Raw genomic sequence first — 15579 nt, forward strand, 5'->3', positions numbered from 1 at the left:
TCGTATGGGTACCGAGCTGAAGGATCTGGCCGCCAAGGCCTACGTGTACGGATTTCCACTCGTGTTCAACCTGGACCAGGTGCGCCGTTACGTGACGACGGGGGTCGGGGCCAATGCCGCCGCGCCGTTCAACACGTTCAGCCACGCCGCCGCCCTCGCCGGGCCGAAGGACACCTTCGTGTCGATCAACAACGACACCGTGTACTCGATGGCGCAGCTCGACCTGACCAACGGTCCACTGCTCCTGGAGGTCCCGGACACCGACGGCGCCTACTACGTGCTGCAGTTCGTGGACGCGTGGACGAACAACTTTGCTTACGTGGGCAAGCGTGCCACCGGGACGGTTGCCGGGCGCTACCTGCTGACGCCGCCCGGATGGTCGGGGGAGACGCCGAGCGGCGTCACCAGGATCGCGTTCCCGACCGCGGTCGCGTCGATCGTGGGGCGGTGGGCATGCGCAGGCGAGACGGACCTGCCCCGCGTCCGCGCACTACAGCAGCAGCTCACGCTGACGCCGGTCGGCGAGCAGGAACCACCGCCGGGGCTGCCCAGCACGGATCCGAACGTGCCGGAGCCACTCGCGTTCTGGGAGGAGCTGCGGGTCTTCCTGCAGGCCTATCCGCCTGCGGCGCAGGACCTGCCGCTGCAAGCCTCCTTCGATCCGCTCGGCCTGCTGGCCTGGGGTCCCTCGCCCTTCGCCGAGACCGACCCGGACCTCACGGCCGCGCTGACTGCCGGTGCGCAGACGGGACACGACGGGCTGGTGGCCGCGTTGAAGTCCGGCGCCGGGGACGCCGTTGTCAACGGATGGCATCAGCCGTTCCACATCTTCGACTACAACGACGACTACTTCGAGGTCGGCACCATCAACTCGCCGGAGTGGCGTATCAACGACCGGGCCAAGGCGATCGGGCTGCGCGCGGCCGCCGCGATGGGCGGGCTGTGGGGCAACCACGGCTACGAGGCGGCCTACTCGCCGGTCTATCTCGACGGCGACGGCGACGAGTTGACCGGCGAGCGCAGCTACACGCTGACCTTCGCCCAGGCGCCGCCGGTGGATGCGTTCTGGTCGATCACCATGTACGACCTGCCGGAGTTCTACCTGGTGGACAACCCGATCGACCGCTATTCGATCGGTGACCGCACGCCAGGGCTGGTGTACGCGGAGGACGGCTCGCTGACGATCACCCTCAGCGCCGCCGAGCCGACAGAGCCGACCGCGCGGGCGAACTGGCTGCCGACCCCGGCGGCTGGTTTCCGGCCGCTGCTGCGGATGTACAGCCCGCGGCAGGAGGTGTTCGACGGGACCTACGAGATACCGCCGATCGTCAGGGTCGGCTGAGAGTCAGGGCCGGCCCAGCCACTCCCGCGCCGCCGCGCCCATGGCCTCGATGCCGACGGTGAGGGTCGGCTCGATGACGGGCGCGAAATGGGGGGAGTGGTTCGACGGAATGTCCCGTTCGATCGTTCCCGCCGCGGCGGCGGCCAGGTAGGCCTCGGGATCGATGCCGCCGAAAAGCCAGTAGCAGCAGGGAGCCCCGGATGCGGTCGCGAAGATTCCCACGTCCTCGCTGCCCGTCACCAGGCCGGGGTCCACGACGCGATCCTCGCCGAACCTGGCGCGGAACACGGCCGCCGTGCGCTCGACCGCCACCGGGTCGTTGACCACGATCGGAAAGCTGTCGATCGGGGTGATCTCCGGGGCGCGGGTCGCGCCCGCCGCGGCGGCCTCCGCGTCGACGATGCGGGTGACCGCGTCGAGGACCCTGGTGCGCACACCCCCGTCGTAGGTGCGGATGTTGACCTCGAGCACGGCCTCGTCGGGGATGATGTTGTCCTTGTTGCCCGCTCGGAGGGAACCGACCGTCAGTACCACCGTGTCGGTCGCGGCAACGGTCCGCGACACCACGGTCTGCAGCCGCAGCACCGTCGACGCGGCCATCACCACCGGGTCGATCGTGGTCTCGGGCCGAGAACCGTGACCGCCCTTGCCGAACATCCTGATCCGCAGTGCATCGGTTGCCGCGAACGCGGGGCCCGGGCGGACGGCCAGCATGCCGGCCGGAAACGGGCCCACGTGCTGACCGAGTACCACGTCCGGGGTGCCGAAGCGGTCGAACAGCCCATCGTCGACCATGGCCTGTGCGCCGCCGCCGAGCTCCTCGGCGGGCTGGAACACCGCGAGAATCGTTCCGCGCCAACCGGCCCGGTCTCCGGCCAGATCCTCGAGTGCCCCCAGCAGGCAGGTGACGTGCATGTCGTGGCCGCAGGCGTGCGCGACCGGCACGTCCTCGCCGTTGGGATCGGTCCCGCGCGCCGCGCTGGCGTACGGCAACTCCGTCTGTTCCGCGACAGGGAGCGCGTCCATGTCGGCGCGCAGCAGCACGGTCGGGCCGTCGCCGTTGCGCAGCGTCCCGACGACTCCGGTGCCGCCGACACCCGTGGCGGTGTCGAACCCGAGCGCGCGCAGCCGCTCCGCGACGATGCCGGCGGTCCTGGTCTCGTGGAACGACAGCTCGGGGTGGGCGTGCAGGTCCTTGTACAGTTCGGTCAGGGCTGCGGTGTCGACCATGGCTGTCCCTTTCGTTCGGCGACCCCAAGTCAAACCCATCGGGCCCGGCCGATGTCTCATGCGTCGCGGGTGATTCGCCGCAGGCCCGCCTCCCAGCCGTCCGGGTCCGCGAGCCTCCCGCCGGGCGACACCGCCCAGCACCTGGCGAGCAGGTCGTAACCGAGCCGGGTGATCTCGACGTGCCGCGCCCATCGGAGCCGCATCCAGGCACGTTCGTTGTGGACGGCATCCGCCGCGCTCATCCCCGCGCCGATCAGTTCGAACTGGACGTCCCGTCGCAGCGCCATCACGGCCGGCTCCGTCGGCGCGGCCCCGCGCAGCGCGGAAACCAGAGCGAGAGCCATCTCGAGCGTGCGGGTCTCGGTCCACCGAAGGTCGCGCCGGTGCGCGCGGCGGTCCACCGACCAGAGCACCGCCAGCGCCACCACGACGCCGATCACCGTCTCGATGAAACGGTCACGGATCATCGGGCCGATGGCCGCATCAGGGTGGGAGGCGCCGCCGATGAGCATTGCCAGCGGGGTGATGAAGATGACGGCGAGCCCGTAATTGCGGGCGATGAACAACTCGATCAGGAACTGCAGGGCCATCAACAACAGAATGAGCGCTGCGCCGCTCGGTTCGAGGGCGTACAGCCCGGCGAACAGCACCAGACCCGCTGCGGTGCCTGCGAAACGGTGCAGTCCCCGCACCGTGCCGCGGATCCGGTCCGGTCCCTGGTGCAGGACCAGGACCGCGGCGATCACTGCCCAGTCCGGCCGGTCCAACCCGGCGGCGACGCTCAGCCCGCCTGCGACGAGGGACGCGACCACCACACGAAGCGTCGTGCCTACGGCGTGCGAGTCGAACGTCAGCGACCGGCGCACCCGGTATCGGAAGTTCGGCCGGGCCAACGGGATCTGGGGTGCGGGTGTGTCCAGTTCGCGGTCGGGGCCGTCCGTCGGATCGGTGTCGGCGATGCCGGCCAATCGCAGGTGCGCGGTGTACAGCGTGCGGACCGGGCCCGAGTCGGGCTCCCGCTCGGGCAGTCCGGCGTCGTACACCGTGGTCCATGCGGCGCTCACCGCGGTGGCGGCGCCGTGACGCGCGGCGGCGGAGTGGCCGCCGGTGCGGCGGAGAGCGACGTAGGAATCGATCGCGCGCGCGGCGGCGGCCACTGCCTCGCGCTCGGGTCCGTGGCGATCGACCAGCGCTCCCGACATGGACACGGCCATCGCACTGACGACACCGATTGCGGTGCAGCCCAATATCACTGCGGTCGACAGCCCGGATCCGGCCATGAGCGTCGCGACGGAGCAGACGAGGACGAAGAAGAAGGAGCCGGGCGGTCCGAGTCGGGCAGCGCTGACCACATAGGTTCCGACGAGTGCCACCGCTGCCAGTGCGACCACCTCGATCAGGGCTGGTGTACTGGAACCGAAAGGCCAAGCCCGGTAGACCGTCCCACCGATCAGCACGCCGAGTGCGGCGGACGCGAGCAGGGCAACGCCCGCGAGGAACACGACGCGCCAGCGGACGCGGTAGGCCCGGCCCTCGCCGTAGATGACCGCGAACGCGCCGAGGCTGAAGATCAGCGCCTGCTCCTCGTGGCCGAACGCGATGGCGAGCAGCGCGGGCACCCCGAAGGCCAGCGCCGCCCGCAACCCACCCGGCCAACGCCTGCCTGCGGGTGGGAGTCCGAAGGCGAGCGACCGGGTCCGCGGCGCCGGAGGAAGTGGGGCGTGGGATGAGGGGTCGGGGGTCGCGTCGGGCACCGTCCAATTCAACTCCACCTCGATTCGGGGGTGGCAACGCACACCCGCGAGTGAATCGGCGTCGCCGCGCAGGGCGGACGACGAGAAATGGCTGCGGAACCGGTCCTCAGGACCGAGCGATTCGCGCACGAGGTTTCGACAATTCGCGCCTGGGCACAGGCATCGATTCCGGCCGCCTCCATTCGCGGGCCGGTCCTACCTGCGAGTTCGACACCCTTCGGCGATTTCGCCGATCGAGGTCCATTTCGGCGTCCCGAAAACCAATGGTTTTAGGGGTCATTTACTTTCCGGCCCTGTGTGAGGATGCACCGATGACATTGGATGTCACTCATTCGCCGGACCGAATGTCGGTCTATGCGCGCTGACACCGAACGGCTGCCCATCGTCGCAGCGAACTCGACCGGCCTCGCCAGGCCAACCGTCCCCGGGTGCATCGCGCCGTCGGGCCGGGTCCCGGGTAGCACGTTCGCGGTCGGACGGTACCGGCTGCTCTCCTGCTGCGGCGCGGTGCCGTCGGCGGAGTTCTGGCGCGGACTCGACCTGGTCACCGGCCGTGAGGTCGGGCTGACCCTCTTCACCGGTGACGGTGTCCGCGGCGACGCGGGCCCGCAGGTGGACACCGACGAGGTCTTTGCCCGCACCGTGTGGATGTGCGGCATCCGCACCTCAGCCGTGCCACGCATCGTCGACATGGTCGACGCGGAATCGGCGGGCGCGGTCGTCACCGAGTGGGTGCCGAGTTGCTCGCTGTCCGAGGTCGTGGAGGGCCGACTGTCGGCCGTCGACGCCGCCGCCGCGGTGCGGCCCCTGGCGCACGCGGTGTGCCGGGCGCACGAGGTGGACGGCGTGCTCGCCCTCGATGATCCGGATCGGCTCCGCGTGAGCATGGAAGGGCATGTGTTCCTGGCCTTTCCGGGTCCGCTCCCGGATGCCGACCGTTCCTGCGACGTGCGCGGACTCGGCGTGGCACTCGCCACGCTCGCGACAGGGGACCGGTCAGGGGCCGGTGCCGTGGCGCTGCGCTCGCGGGCGACCTCGCCCGTTGCGGAGATCATCCTCCGGACCGTCGGCACGGGCGCGGATGTCAGCGCCGAGTGGGTGGCACACCTTCTCGACGAGGTCGCTTCCGCTCCGGCCTGGTGAATTGCTCGTACGAGACCGTACGGTCCGCTCGGGCTGTAGTCTTCACCGCACAGAAGGTTCCTTTGTCGGGGGTGGGCAGGGGTACGTAAATGAAGGGGAAATCTCTACCGCAGGCCGCGTCGTTGACGCAGCAGTTCACCGACGGTCTGCGGCTCAGTGGGCCGGAAGGCCTCGAGGCCCTGTCGGCGGCGGCAGACATGGTGGCGATCAACCCTGACCGTTTCCGCGCTGTCATGCACTCGGCGGATTTCGGCTCGATCCGGGTGAACAGGCTTCGGACCTCGGCAGTTTCGGGGATCCGGGCGCCGGACCGGCTGGCAGACGACCACAGCGTGTACCTGTCGATGGTCTGCGTGCGGACGGGCGAGATGCGGATCCGGCAGAACCGCGTCTCCGGCTGCGTTGGGGCGGGCCAGATCGCCTTTGTGGACTTCGCCGCCCCCTTCGAGGTCGAGCTCTCCCATCACGGGGACTACGTCTTCGTCTACCTGCCGCACGACCTGCTGGTCGCTCGGTCCGTGGACAGCAGGACCCTCGTCGGTGCCGCGGTCCCCGCGTCGCCGCTCGGCGACACCATCGCCGCGGCGATCGAGAAGTTCGCGGCGACCGACGTGTGCGCCCCCGGGTCCGCGGAAGCGGCGCTGATCGAGCGTGCCATCCTCGACCTGTGCCTGGCGGTGATTCACCAGTCGACCGGCGATACCCAGGTTCGCGACGAGATCGGCATCCGAAACCGTGCGCGGGCAAGGGAATTCGTCGAGAGCAACTTCACCGACCCGCGGTTGACGATCGCCCAGGTCGCCTCGAGCATCAACGTCAGCCCCCGCTACCTGCAGAAACTGTTCGAGGCGGAGGAGTACTCGGTCTACGAGCTCATCCGGCGACGCCGGGTCCGGTGGGGCGTCGCCCTGCTGACCGATCCGGGCGCGGCGCACCTCACCATCAGTCAGGTGGCACTCCGCAGTGGCTTCGTGGGTCTGAGTCAGTTCAGTCGCGCGGTAAGGGACATCACTGGCACCTCGCCGAGGGGGATCCGGCAGCAGGCGGAACTGTCTGTGCCGCTTCAGGTCTCCAGCGGTTCGGCGTAGCAGTCCCGCACCGCGACATCCATCGGGAAGCGCACTCTCGTATCGCCGAACAGCAGCCGGGTCGCGGCCTGCGTCGCGGCAAGCACGTGCGCGGTGGCGGACTCCGGATCGCGGCAGTGCACGACCACCTCGTCGTGCTGGAAGAACACCAGCTCGGCGGTGTCGTCGCCGGCGATCCGCCGCCTGAGTTCGGCCAGCAGGCAGAGCGCCCACTCCGCCGCCGTCGCCTGCACCACGAAGTTGCGGGTGAACCGGCCGCGCGCGTGCGCGTCGCCGCCGGACCACCAGCCCGCGTCCGGTGGCGGGCAGGCCCTGCCCAGCCAGGAGTGCACGACCTCGCCACGTTCCCCCGCCCGCGCGGCATCCTCGACGAACTGCACCGCGACCGGAAAACGCTTGCGCAGCAGGGTCAACAGCGCTCGTGACTCTCCCGCGGTGGCCCCGTACAGGACTCCGAGGATCGCCACCTTCGCCTTCCCGCGATCGCCGTCGAACACCTCCGCGGCGACCGGGGCATACAGGTCGTCCGCACCCGCCGCGGCCACCATCAGCGGATCGGCCGACATGGCCGCCAGAATGCGGGGCTCGAGCTGCCCGGCGTCGGCGATGACGAAGGTGTGTCCTTGGTCTGCGATCACGCTGGTGCGCAGGGCTTTCGGAATCTGCAGTGCCCCTCCACCGCGGCTGGCCCATCGCCCGGACACCACCCCGCCCGGCACGTAGACCGGCCGGAACCGGTCGTCTCGCACCCACGTGTCGAGCCAGGTCCAGCCGTTGGCGGCGTGCAGCTTGGCCAGGTCGCGATAGTGCAGCAAGGGCTCGATCGCCGGATGGTCGACGTCGCGCAGCAGGTAGGCGCGGGTGGAGGTGAGCTCGACGCCGTCGCGGGCGAATGCCTCGACCAGTTCGATGTGGGACGCGGGGTTGACCCGCCGCCCGAACGCGGCGCTGATCACCTCGGTGATCTCCCGAATCCTCTGCGGCACAGCATCGCCGGTGGTGCGTGGGCCGAGGGTGCGTTCGAGCAGCCGGTGGTGCTCGCGGGCGGAGAACGGCAGCCCGTGGTGGCTCATCTCGGCGGCGGCGAGAGCGCCGGCGGATTCGGCGGCAACCAGCAGGCGCAGCCGTGGATCGTCGCCGATCAGCGCGAGCTGTACGTCGTGGTCGGCGACCACCGCCGCGGGGTCGAGGGGCGGTGTGGCGTCGAACAGGCCGGGGCGCTCGTCGGTAGGGGGCTGCGGGGAGACGGCCGGTCCGCCGGCCCGCACGCTGAGCAGCGCGCCGGTGAGCGCAAGGTCGTGGCAGCGCTGCACACGTAGCCCGTCGCGCAGCACGCCGGGATAGACGGCGGCGGTGTCCGCCCACACCCACCGTGGGTGCTCGCCCGGTTCGAGGGCGCGCACCGCGGCGGACGGGTCGGGAAAGGGGAGCGGGTCGCCCAGTGCGCGCCCGTGGTCGTCCGTGCGGATTGCCAGGGCGTGCTCGGGTCCCGGCACCAACACGATTCGCACGGCGCCCAGTCTGCCGTGTGGGTGCGACAACACCCGCGATCGGTCAGTGCTCGCCGTGCCGGATCTCGTCGCGGTGCTCGGCGAAGCGCACCGTCTCGAAGAGGATCAGGGCCAGCAGGACCGCGGTGAGCAACCCGAGCGAGGCCAGCGCGGGTAGGTGCCAGGCCAGCGGGATCAACGCCACGAGCACGACCGCGGTGGTGATTCGTCCGAGGTTGACCGGCCCCATCGTTCCGGTCACGTACGCCTTGAACGCGGCCAGCCCGAACAGGAAGAGCGCGGCGCCGCCGAAGAGCGCCACCAGCGGGATGCCGTAGAGGGGGTCGGTGAGGGTGTGATGGCTGCCGTCGCCGACGTAGTTCAGCACCTTCTTCAGCCCGAGCGAGATCAACACGATGCCCATCACCATCGGCAGGTGCAGGAAGGTGTACCCGCCCCGCGCGAGCCTGATCTGCGTCTCGCCGGTGGCCGCGGAGAGGGCGCGCTCGGCGGCAAGGGTTGTGGTGTCGAAGTACGCCCACCAGAGCAGCCCGCTGACGGCCAGCCCGAGCAGCGAGCCCGCGACGATCGGCCAGGAGATCGGCAGCGCGGTCACCCCGATGCCGATGGACACGATGGACTCGCCGAGCGCGACGATGATGATCAGCCCGTACCGCTCGGCGAAGTGGCTCGCAGAGTTCAGCCGCCAACCCGCGCCGCCGAACAGGGTGCCCAGGTAGTCGCCGACCAGGGCGGCCAGCCACATCAGGGTCTGCGCGGTGCCGGAGAGCTGGGACGCGATCAGCAGCAGGGTGGTGCCCGCGACCATGGACGGCACGAACCGCAGCAGCTGGCCGCGCAGCTGGGGGTCATCGGCGCTGGCCAGCCAGAACGTGGCCAGGTGCATCAGCCGGACGAAGAAATAGCCGACGGCGAACACCACCGGGCCGGGGAGCCCGCCGGGCAGGTCGTCGAAGGCCTCGGGGATGGTCAGCGCGACGATGAACATCGAGCCCATCGCGAAGAACATCGCGACCCGCGCGAAACCCTCGTCGGCGCGGACCACGTTGGCCAGCCATGTGTAACCGATCCAGGACCACCACAGCACGGCCATCACCAGCACGCCACGCACCAGATTCCTGGCCGAGGTGTCCTCGGCCATCAGCGCCGTGACGCCGGTCAACGCGAAGACGAAGACGAGGTCGAAGAACAGCTCGAGCGGGGAGACGGAGGACCGTTCCTGCATTGCCTGCATATGGGTTCGCCTGGGGAATTCCACTCGGCTACTGTGCCACCACGAAAGGCCCTGCGCAGGGGGTCCGGGAGCACTAGTGTCCCGTCGGGCGGCCGGGCGCCGCCCGGTCCCCCCGGCTGACTGCGAGCGGGCCCGGTGTCGTCGGTAAGCTTGCCAACTGGACTTCGTACCCAGTTCCCAGATCCGGAGGTTGATTAGCGTGGCGCTCGTCGTGCAGAAGTACGGCGGATCCTCGGTGGCATCCGCCGAGCGCATCCGACGCGTCGCCGAACGGATCGTGGAGACCAAACGCGCAGGCAACGACGTGGTGGTCGTGGTCTCGGCGATGGGCGACACCACCGACGAGCTGCTCGACCTGGCACAGCAGGTCTGCCCGTCGGGTCCGCCGGCGCGCGAGATGGACATGCTCCTGACCTCCGGCGAGCGCATCTCGAACTCGCTCGTGGCCATGGCGATCCACTCCCTCGGCGAGGAGGCTCGCTCCTTCACCGGGTCGCAGGCCGGCGTCATCACCACCGGAGCGCACGGCAACGCGAAGATCATCGACGTCACGCCCGGCCGCGTCCGCGACGCGCTCGACCGCGGCTCGATCGTCCTGGTCGCCGGGTTCCAGGGCGTCAGCCAGGACAGCAAGGACGTCACCACCCTCGGCCGTGGCGGTTCGGACACCACCGCCGTCGCCCTCGCCGCCGCGCTGAAGGCCGACGTCTGCGAGATCTACACCGATGTCGACGGCATCTTCACCGCGGACCCGCGCATCGTCCCCGACGCGCAGCGGCTCGACACCGTCTCCTTCGAGGAGATGCTGGAGATGGCCGCGTGCGGCGCGAAGGTGCTCATGTTGCGCTGCGTCGAGTACGCGCGCCGCTACAACGTGCCCGTGCACGTTCGTTCCTCGTACACCACAAAGCCCGGCACCATGGTGTCCGGATCGATGGAGGACATTCCCGTGGAAGAAGCCATCCTCACCGGCGTCGCGCACGACCGCAGCGAGGCCAAGGTCACCGTCGTCGGGCTGCCCGACGTGCCGGGCTACGCGGCCAAGGTCTTCCGGGCCGTCGCCGAGACCGAGATCAACATCGACATGGTGCTGCAGAACATCTCGAAGGTGGAGACCGGCAAGACCGACATCACCTTCACGCTGCCGAAGACGGACGTGCCCGCCGCGGTGGAGAAGCTGACGGAACTGCAGGGCGAGATCGGGTTCACCCAGATCCTCTCCGACGAGCGCATCGGCAAGGTGTCGCTGGTCGGCGCGGGTATGAAGAGCCACCCGGGCGTCACCGCCACCTTCTGCGAGGCACTCGCCGAGGCGGGCATCAACATCGACCTGATCTCGACCTCCGAGATCCGCATCTCGGTGCTGGTCGCGGACGACGATCTCGACGACGCCGTGCGGGCGATTCACAAGGCATTCGATCTGGGCGGCGACGAAGAGGCCGTCGTCCACGCGGGAACGGGGCGCTAGAGATGACAACTGTTGCTGTGGTCGGCGCGACCGGTCAGGTCGGCGCCGTCATGCGCGCGCTCCTCGCGGAGCGCAATTTCCCCGCCGACAAGGTGCGGTTCTTCGCGTCGGCGCGTTCGGCAGGAACGAAGCTGCCGTTCCGTGGCGAGGAGATCGTGGTCGAGGACACCGCTGCCACCCCCGACGAGGACCTCAAGGGCATCGACATCGCGCTGTTCTCGGCGGGTGCGACGCTGTCCCGGGTCCAGGCACCGCGGTTCGCGGCGGCGGGCGCAACCGTGATCGACAACTCCTCCGCGTGGCGCAAGGACCCCGAGGTCCCGCTCGTGGTGAGCGAGGTCAACCCGGAGGAGGCGAAGAACCCGCCGAAGGGCATCATCGCCAACCCGAACTGCACCACGATGGCGGCGATGCCGGTGCTCAAGGTGCTGCACGACGAGGCGGGCCTGCAGCGGCTGATCATCAGCAGCTACCAGGCGGTGTCGGGCAGCGGCCTTGCCGGCGTCGAGGAGCTGGCCACGCAGGCGCGCGCGGTGATCGACGACGTCGAGAAGCTGGTGCACGACGGCGGTGCCGTGCAGTTCCCGGAGCCGAACAAGTACGTCGCCCCGATCGCGTTCGACGTGATCCCCCTTGCCGGTTCGCTGGTCGAGGACGGCAGCGGCGAGACCGACGAGGACCAGAAGCTCCGCAACGAGAGCCGCAAGATCCTCGGCCTGCCCGACCTGCTGGTCAGCGGCACCTGCGTGCGCGTCCCGGTGTTCACCGGCCACTCGCTGTCGATCAACGCCGAGTTCGGCAACCCGCTGTCCGTCGAGCGCGCCAAGGAACTGCTGGCCCAGGCGCCCGGAGTGCAGCTCGTCGACGTGCCGACCCCGCTGCAGGCGGCGGGCGGCGACCCGTCGCTGGTCGGCCGCATCCGTCAGGATCCGGGTGTGCCCGGGGGCCGTGGCCTCGCGCTGTTCGTCTCCGGCGACAACCTGCGCAAGGGTGCCGCCCTCAACACCATTCAGATCGCGGAGCTGCTCGTCGGCTGACCGTCCGCCGAGTGTGCACCTCCCGTCGCGTCGCCCGAGTGCGGGCGGCGGGAACTGCACACTCGCGGGCGGCCGCGCCGGTGACGGTCAGACCGCCTCGGCGATGCTGGGGTCCTTCGCCGGTTCGAGGATCGGGGCAGGGCCGCGGAGCAGGCGTCCGATCCAGCCCTCGTCCAGGGCCAGGGCCTTGACGGTCGTCGCCGCCCCGACGACGACGCCCGACAGGACGAACATCCAGGTGATGGTGGTGAACACCAGCCCGAGCGAGCCGAATTTCTCCTGCGCGGACTCGCCTGCCATCGGCAGGTAGATCTGTCCCCCTATGCGGAGCAGCGCCAGCCCGAGCGCGGTCAGCGCGGCGGTGGCCCACAGCACCCGGCCGGCGAGCCTGCCCTCGGTGAGCAGGTAGGGCACCACGGACCAGAGCCCGAACCAGATGGCGAGCTCGGTGCCGAACGCCAGCGGCGGCCCGACCCAGTCCACCCCGGCCAGTTCCCTGGCCAGGCTGAGCAGCGCAACCGACGAGGCGACCGCGAACAGCACGGCCACCCAACGCCAGCTGCCGCGGATGGAGAGGGTCGGGATGTTCCAGATCTTCCCGTAGAGCCGGCCCAGCGCTCGGGCGAAGGACGTCCCACTGAGGATGACCATCAGCATTCCGATGAAACCGAAGGTGGCGAAGGTCGGCGTGTTCGATTCGAGGGCGCCGGGAGCGATGGCGTACAGGTCCAGTCCGGACGGATCGAACCCGAGCTGTTCCGAGATGGTGTCGCTCACGCCGTCCAGGTTCCCGATGGTGCCGACCGCGATGATGACCGGCAGCACCGAGGTGAACTCCTGCGCGGCCAGGGTCATCGAGCGGTCGGCGAGCTCGATGTCCACAATTCCCTTGATGATCCGCGCCACCGTGCGCCCGGCCGAGGTCCGCTTCAGCCAGCCCCGTGCGGTCTGCTTCCTGACCTCCAGTGCTTCCCTGGCGAGGCTCACCGAGAGTTTCGAGGACTTCACGGTGGTCAAGTCAACGCGACCGCCGGACCGGACTCCTCATCCGGGGTAGGTGAAAAACGTCCGCCCGCCGCCCGTCCTGTGGTGGGACGGGCGGCGGGCGTGGGTGGGGTGCGTCAGGCGGGCGTGCTCTGCGCCTGCGCCCGGTTCGCGGGCCAGCCGGCGGTGAGGCCCCAGATGACGCCGATGTTGACGGCGATGATCAGGATCGACAGCCAGGGCTGGGTGCCGATCAGCGTGAGGTGCCCGATCGCGTTCAGCAGCGCGAGGGTCACGCCGAACACGCGGGCCCAGGTGGCTCCCGCCAGCAGCGCGCCGCCGCCGACGACGAGGAGCACGCCCCAGACGATGAGCACCCATCCCCACCGGTCGTAGTCGAGGATCAGCATCTTCTCCTCCCCGACGAACAGTCGGGTGGGCGCGGTGAGGGAGGCGATGCCCTCGACCGCGTTGAAGGTGCCGATCATGATCAGCATGAGGCCGGCGAATACGCCCCAGCCTCCGGGGCTCTTGTCGTCCATGGGTTCCTTCGGTGAGGTGTCGGTCGGGTGACGGATCAGAAGATGAGCGCGACGAGGATCGGTGCCGCGGTCAGGACGATCGCGACGAGCGAGATGATCGCGACGGTCTTGACGGCCGTCTCCTGTCGGTTGTGGTCATTGGACATGCCGCTGACGGTAGGGCCGGGAACCGGCGGTCCGCGTCATCCGCTCAGGGTGAGATGGGGCGCGGAGTCGTGTACGGTGCCGTGCCGACCGATATCGTTCCGTCAAGTCGGGTCGATTCCTCAACGAAAGGACCACCAAGTGCTCAAGGGATTCAAGGAGTTCCTCCTCCGGGGCAACGTGCTGGACCTCGCCGTTGCCGTCGTGGTCGGCGCGGCCTTCACCGCGATCGTGACCGCGTTCACCGAGAACATCGTGAACCCGTTGGTCGCGTCGTTGGGCGGTTCCAACGAGATGGGCTTCGGCTTTCAGATCACCGACAGCCCCGAGACCTTTGTGAACCTCGGCGCGGTACTGAGCGCCGTGATCAACTTCGTGCTCATCGCGGCGGTCGTCTACTTCGTGCTGATCGTTCCGTTCAACTCGGTCAAGGAACGTTTCATGACCGAGCAGGAGAAGGAGGCGACGGACATCGAGCTCCTGACCGAGATCCGGAACCTGCTCGCCGACGCCAACGCCGACGCCAACTCGACCCGGGTCGAGTCCTAGCCGTTCGTCTTCGCTCGCGGCGTCCCTGGCCCTTGGGGGTCGGGGACGCCGCGTTTGTCTGTCTCCTCATCCGGTGCGGGTGAGATTTCGGATCGGCGCTGTCGAATCGCCACCCGAGGCCGCATGCTTTTCACATGACGTCCGACGAAGCGAAGCCGCTCGATGCCGACGAGCGGGCGGAACTGATCCGCCTGCGCGCCCAGGTCGCCGAGACCGAGCGCGCCCGGGCTGCAGGGGCCGAGGTGGCCGAGCGCCGCGGGATCGGCGGCGCGTTGCGCTGGACCGCGTCCGGCCTCCTGATCGTCCTGGTCGCGGTGCTGCTGCTGACCTCGGTGCTGGCCCGCTACACGCGGAGCGAGATCCTCGACACCGACCGGTATGTGGCGACCGTCGCGCCGCTCGGCGCCGACCCGGCCGTGCAGGACGAGATCACCAACCAGGTGACGCGCCAGATCTTCACCAGGCTCGACGTCGAGAAGATCACGCAGGAGGCGCTGACGGCACTGACCGAGAACGCGCCGCGGGTGCCGCAGCAGGTCGTCGGCCTGGCTCCGGTGATCGCAGGCCAGGCCGAGGGTTTCATCCGGGACACCGTGCACTCGTTGGTGAGCAGCGACCAGTTCGAGAGCGCGTGGGTCGACGCGAACCGGATCGCCCACGAGAACCTCGTGGCGGTCGCGACCGGCGAGACCGGTGTGGTCGAGATCGACGAGAAGGGCACGGTGAGCGTGCCGCTCGACGCGATCCTCAAGACCGTCAAGGAGAACCTGACCGAGCGGGGGTTCGCCTTCGCCGACAAGATCCCCGACGTCGACGCGAGCTTCGTGATCTTCCAGTCTGCCGACCTCGTGAAGGCGCAGCGGGCCGTCAACGCGCTGGACAAGGCCGCCACCTGGCTGCCGTGGCTCGCGGTGCTGGCGGCGATCGGGGCGGTGTTCGCCGCGCCGCACGGCAGGCGGCTGCGGGCCCTGTCGCTGGTGGGGCTGGGGGCCGCGATCGCGATGGCGCTGCTGGCTGTGTCGGCCCACATCGCCCGCGCGGTGTACATCGACGAGATCCCGTCGGATGTGTTGTCGCCCGCGGCGGCCGCGGCGGTGGTGGATGCCCTGGCAGCTCCGCTCAAGACGATGGTGCGTGCCTGGTTCCTGACCGGGATCGTCGTCGCGCTGATCGGCTACCTGACCGGAGGGTCGACCTCCGCGCTCGCGGTGCGCCGCGGGTTCACGCGGGCTGTCGACAAGATCAGGAAGACGGGGGAGGGCAGGGCGCCGAGCCAGCTCGAGGTCTGGACCGCACGACTGCGGGTGCCGCTGCGGGTGGCGATCGTCGCGATCGCCGTCGCGGTGCTGGTCTTCTGGACCTATCCGTCCGGGGCGGTGGTGTTCACGATCGCGTTGCTGGCCCTGCTCGCGCTGATCGCCGTCGAGGTGCTCGCCCGGCCGGGAGTGGCCGCGGCCGCGGCGTCGTCGCCTGAGGTCGAGGGGGCATCGCCCGAGACAGAGAATCAAACTTAACGACAGTCTGGACTGTTTTTAGTTTTCCCACTACCGTGC

At 69.5% G+C, this 15579-nt stretch carries 13 protein-coding genes; 7 read left to right on the forward strand and 6 right to left on the reverse strand.

Translation table 11 applies throughout. The features are described from left to right. Positions 1-4 precede the first annotated feature (4 nt). Positions 5-1342 (forward strand): DUF1254 domain-containing protein, encoded by a 1338-nt coding sequence (locus BR31_RS0106760; protein WP_027500306.1) that lies wholly within the window; start codon positions 5-7, stop codon positions 1340-1342. A 3-nt stretch (positions 1343-1345) separates the two neighbouring features. Here BR31_RS0106760 and BR31_RS0106765 read toward each other — a convergent pair whose 3' ends face one another. Together BR31_RS0106765 and BR31_RS0106770 are read right to left on the reverse strand one after the other, a co-directional pair. Then, positions 1346-2572 (reverse strand): amidohydrolase, encoded by a 1227-nt coding sequence (locus tag BR31_RS0106765; RefSeq protein WP_027500307.1) that lies wholly within the window; start codon positions 2570-2572, stop codon positions 1346-1348. Positions 2573-2628: 56 nt separating this feature from the next. Further along, positions 2629-4326, reverse strand: coding sequence for an FUSC family protein (locus BR31_RS0106770; RefSeq protein ID WP_027500308.1), 1698 nt, complete (start codon positions 4324-4326; stop codon positions 2629-2631). Between the two features lie 354 nt (positions 4327-4680). Between BR31_RS0106770 and BR31_RS0106775 the strand changes: the two genes are divergently transcribed. Both BR31_RS0106775 and BR31_RS0106780 read left to right on the forward strand, forming a co-directional pair. Next, positions 4681-5469 carry a protein kinase family protein gene (locus BR31_RS0106775; RefSeq protein WP_027500309.1) on the forward strand — a complete coding sequence of 263 codons (789 nt, stop codon included), beginning with the start codon at positions 4681-4683 and terminating at the stop codon, positions 5467-5469. Between the two features lie 89 nt (positions 5470-5558). Next, complete coding sequence (locus BR31_RS0106780) at positions 5559-6557, forward strand: AraC-like ligand-binding domain-containing protein (RefSeq protein ID WP_081830356.1); 999 nt, start codon at positions 5559-5561, stop codon at positions 6555-6557. Here the strand turns inward: BR31_RS0106780 and BR31_RS0106785 are convergent. Both BR31_RS0106785 and BR31_RS0106790 read right to left on the reverse strand, forming a co-directional pair. Continuing rightward, the gene (locus BR31_RS0106785) at positions 6533-8068 is read right to left on the reverse strand and encodes a bifunctional 3'-5' exonuclease/DNA polymerase (RefSeq protein ID WP_027500311.1); all 1536 of its coding nucleotides are present in this window, start codon (positions 8066-8068) and stop codon (positions 6533-6535) included. The two genes, BR31_RS0106780 and BR31_RS0106785, sit on opposite strands and share 25 nt — an antisense overlap. A gap of 43 nt (positions 8069-8111) precedes the next feature. Continuing rightward, positions 8112-9293: a low temperature requirement protein A gene (locus BR31_RS0106790; RefSeq protein WP_027500312.1), complete on the reverse strand. Its 1182-nt coding sequence runs from the start codon at positions 9291-9293 to the stop codon at positions 8112-8114. 208 nt (positions 9294-9501) lie between these two features. Between BR31_RS0106790 and BR31_RS0106795 the strand changes: the two genes are divergently transcribed. Together BR31_RS0106795 and BR31_RS0106800 are read left to right on the forward strand one after the other, a co-directional pair. Then, the gene (locus tag BR31_RS0106795) at positions 9502-10770 is read left to right on the forward strand and encodes an aspartate kinase (protein ID WP_027500313.1); all 1269 of its coding nucleotides are present in this window, start codon (positions 9502-9504) and stop codon (positions 10768-10770) included. Positions 10771-10772: 2 nt separating this feature from the next. Further along, positions 10773-11807: an aspartate-semialdehyde dehydrogenase gene (locus BR31_RS0106800; protein WP_027500314.1), complete on the forward strand. Its 1035-nt coding sequence runs from the start codon at positions 10773-10775 to the stop codon at positions 11805-11807. A gap of 87 nt (positions 11808-11894) precedes the next feature. Here the strand turns inward: BR31_RS0106800 and BR31_RS0106805 are convergent, their stop codons facing one another. After that, positions 11895-12815 carry a hypothetical protein gene (locus BR31_RS0106805; RefSeq protein WP_027500315.1) on the reverse strand — a complete coding sequence of 307 codons (921 nt, stop codon included), beginning with the start codon at positions 12813-12815 and terminating at the stop codon, positions 11895-11897. A gap of 113 nt (positions 12816-12928) precedes the next feature. After that, positions 12929-13333, reverse strand: coding sequence for a DUF7144 family membrane protein (locus BR31_RS27670; protein WP_051637034.1), 405 nt, complete (start codon positions 13331-13333; stop codon positions 12929-12931). A 285-nt stretch (positions 13334-13618) separates the two neighbouring features. On the opposite strand from BR31_RS27670, the gene mscL reads away from it, so the two are divergent. After that, on the forward strand, positions 13619-14026 hold the full coding sequence (gene mscL, locus BR31_RS27675) for a large-conductance mechanosensitive channel protein MscL (RefSeq protein ID WP_051637035.1): 408 nt from the start codon (positions 13619-13621) through the stop codon (positions 14024-14026). Between the two features lie 134 nt (positions 14027-14160). Further along, the gene (locus BR31_RS0106825) at positions 14161-15540 is read left to right on the forward strand and encodes a hypothetical protein (RefSeq protein WP_027500316.1); all 1380 of its coding nucleotides are present in this window, start codon (positions 14161-14163) and stop codon (positions 15538-15540) included. The last annotated feature ends 39 nt before the right edge of the window (positions 15541-15579 follow it).

Source organism: Rhodococcus sp. UNC363MFTsu5.1, assembly GCF_000686785.1.
GTDB classification, from domain to species: Bacteria; Actinomycetota; Actinomycetes; order Mycobacteriales; family Mycobacteriaceae; genus Rhodococcus_G; species Rhodococcus_G maanshanensis.

What these genes read in the sequence shown, in the direction of transcription:
- BR31_RS0106765 (WP_027500307.1), bottom strand. Translation starts at nt 2,572, where the DNA reads ATGGTCGACACCGCAGCCCTGACCGAACTGTACAAGGACCTGCACGCC.
- BR31_RS0106825 (WP_027500316.1), top strand. Translation starts at nt 14,161, where the DNA reads ATGACGTCCGACGAAGCGAAGCCGCTCGATGCCGACGAGCGGGCGGAA.
- BR31_RS0106760 (WP_027500306.1), top strand. Translation starts at nt 5, where the DNA reads ATGGGTACCGAGCTGAAGGATCTGGCCGCCAAGGCCTACGTGTACGGA.
- BR31_RS0106800 (WP_027500314.1), top strand. Translation starts at nt 10,773, where the DNA reads ATGACAACTGTTGCTGTGGTCGGCGCGACCGGTCAGGTCGGCGCCGTC.
- BR31_RS0106775 (WP_027500309.1), top strand. Translation starts at nt 4,681, where the DNA reads ATGCGCGCTGACACCGAACGGCTGCCCATCGTCGCAGCGAACTCGACC.
- BR31_RS27670 (WP_051637034.1), bottom strand. Translation starts at nt 13,333, where the DNA reads ATGGACGACAAGAGCCCCGGAGGCTGGGGCGTATTCGCCGGCCTCATG.
- BR31_RS0106780 (WP_081830356.1), top strand. Translation starts at nt 5,559, where the DNA reads ATGAAGGGGAAATCTCTACCGCAGGCCGCGTCGTTGACGCAGCAGTTC.
- BR31_RS0106790 (WP_027500312.1), bottom strand. Translation starts at nt 9,293, where the DNA reads ATGCAGGAACGGTCCTCCGTCTCCCCGCTCGAGCTGTTCTTCGACCTC.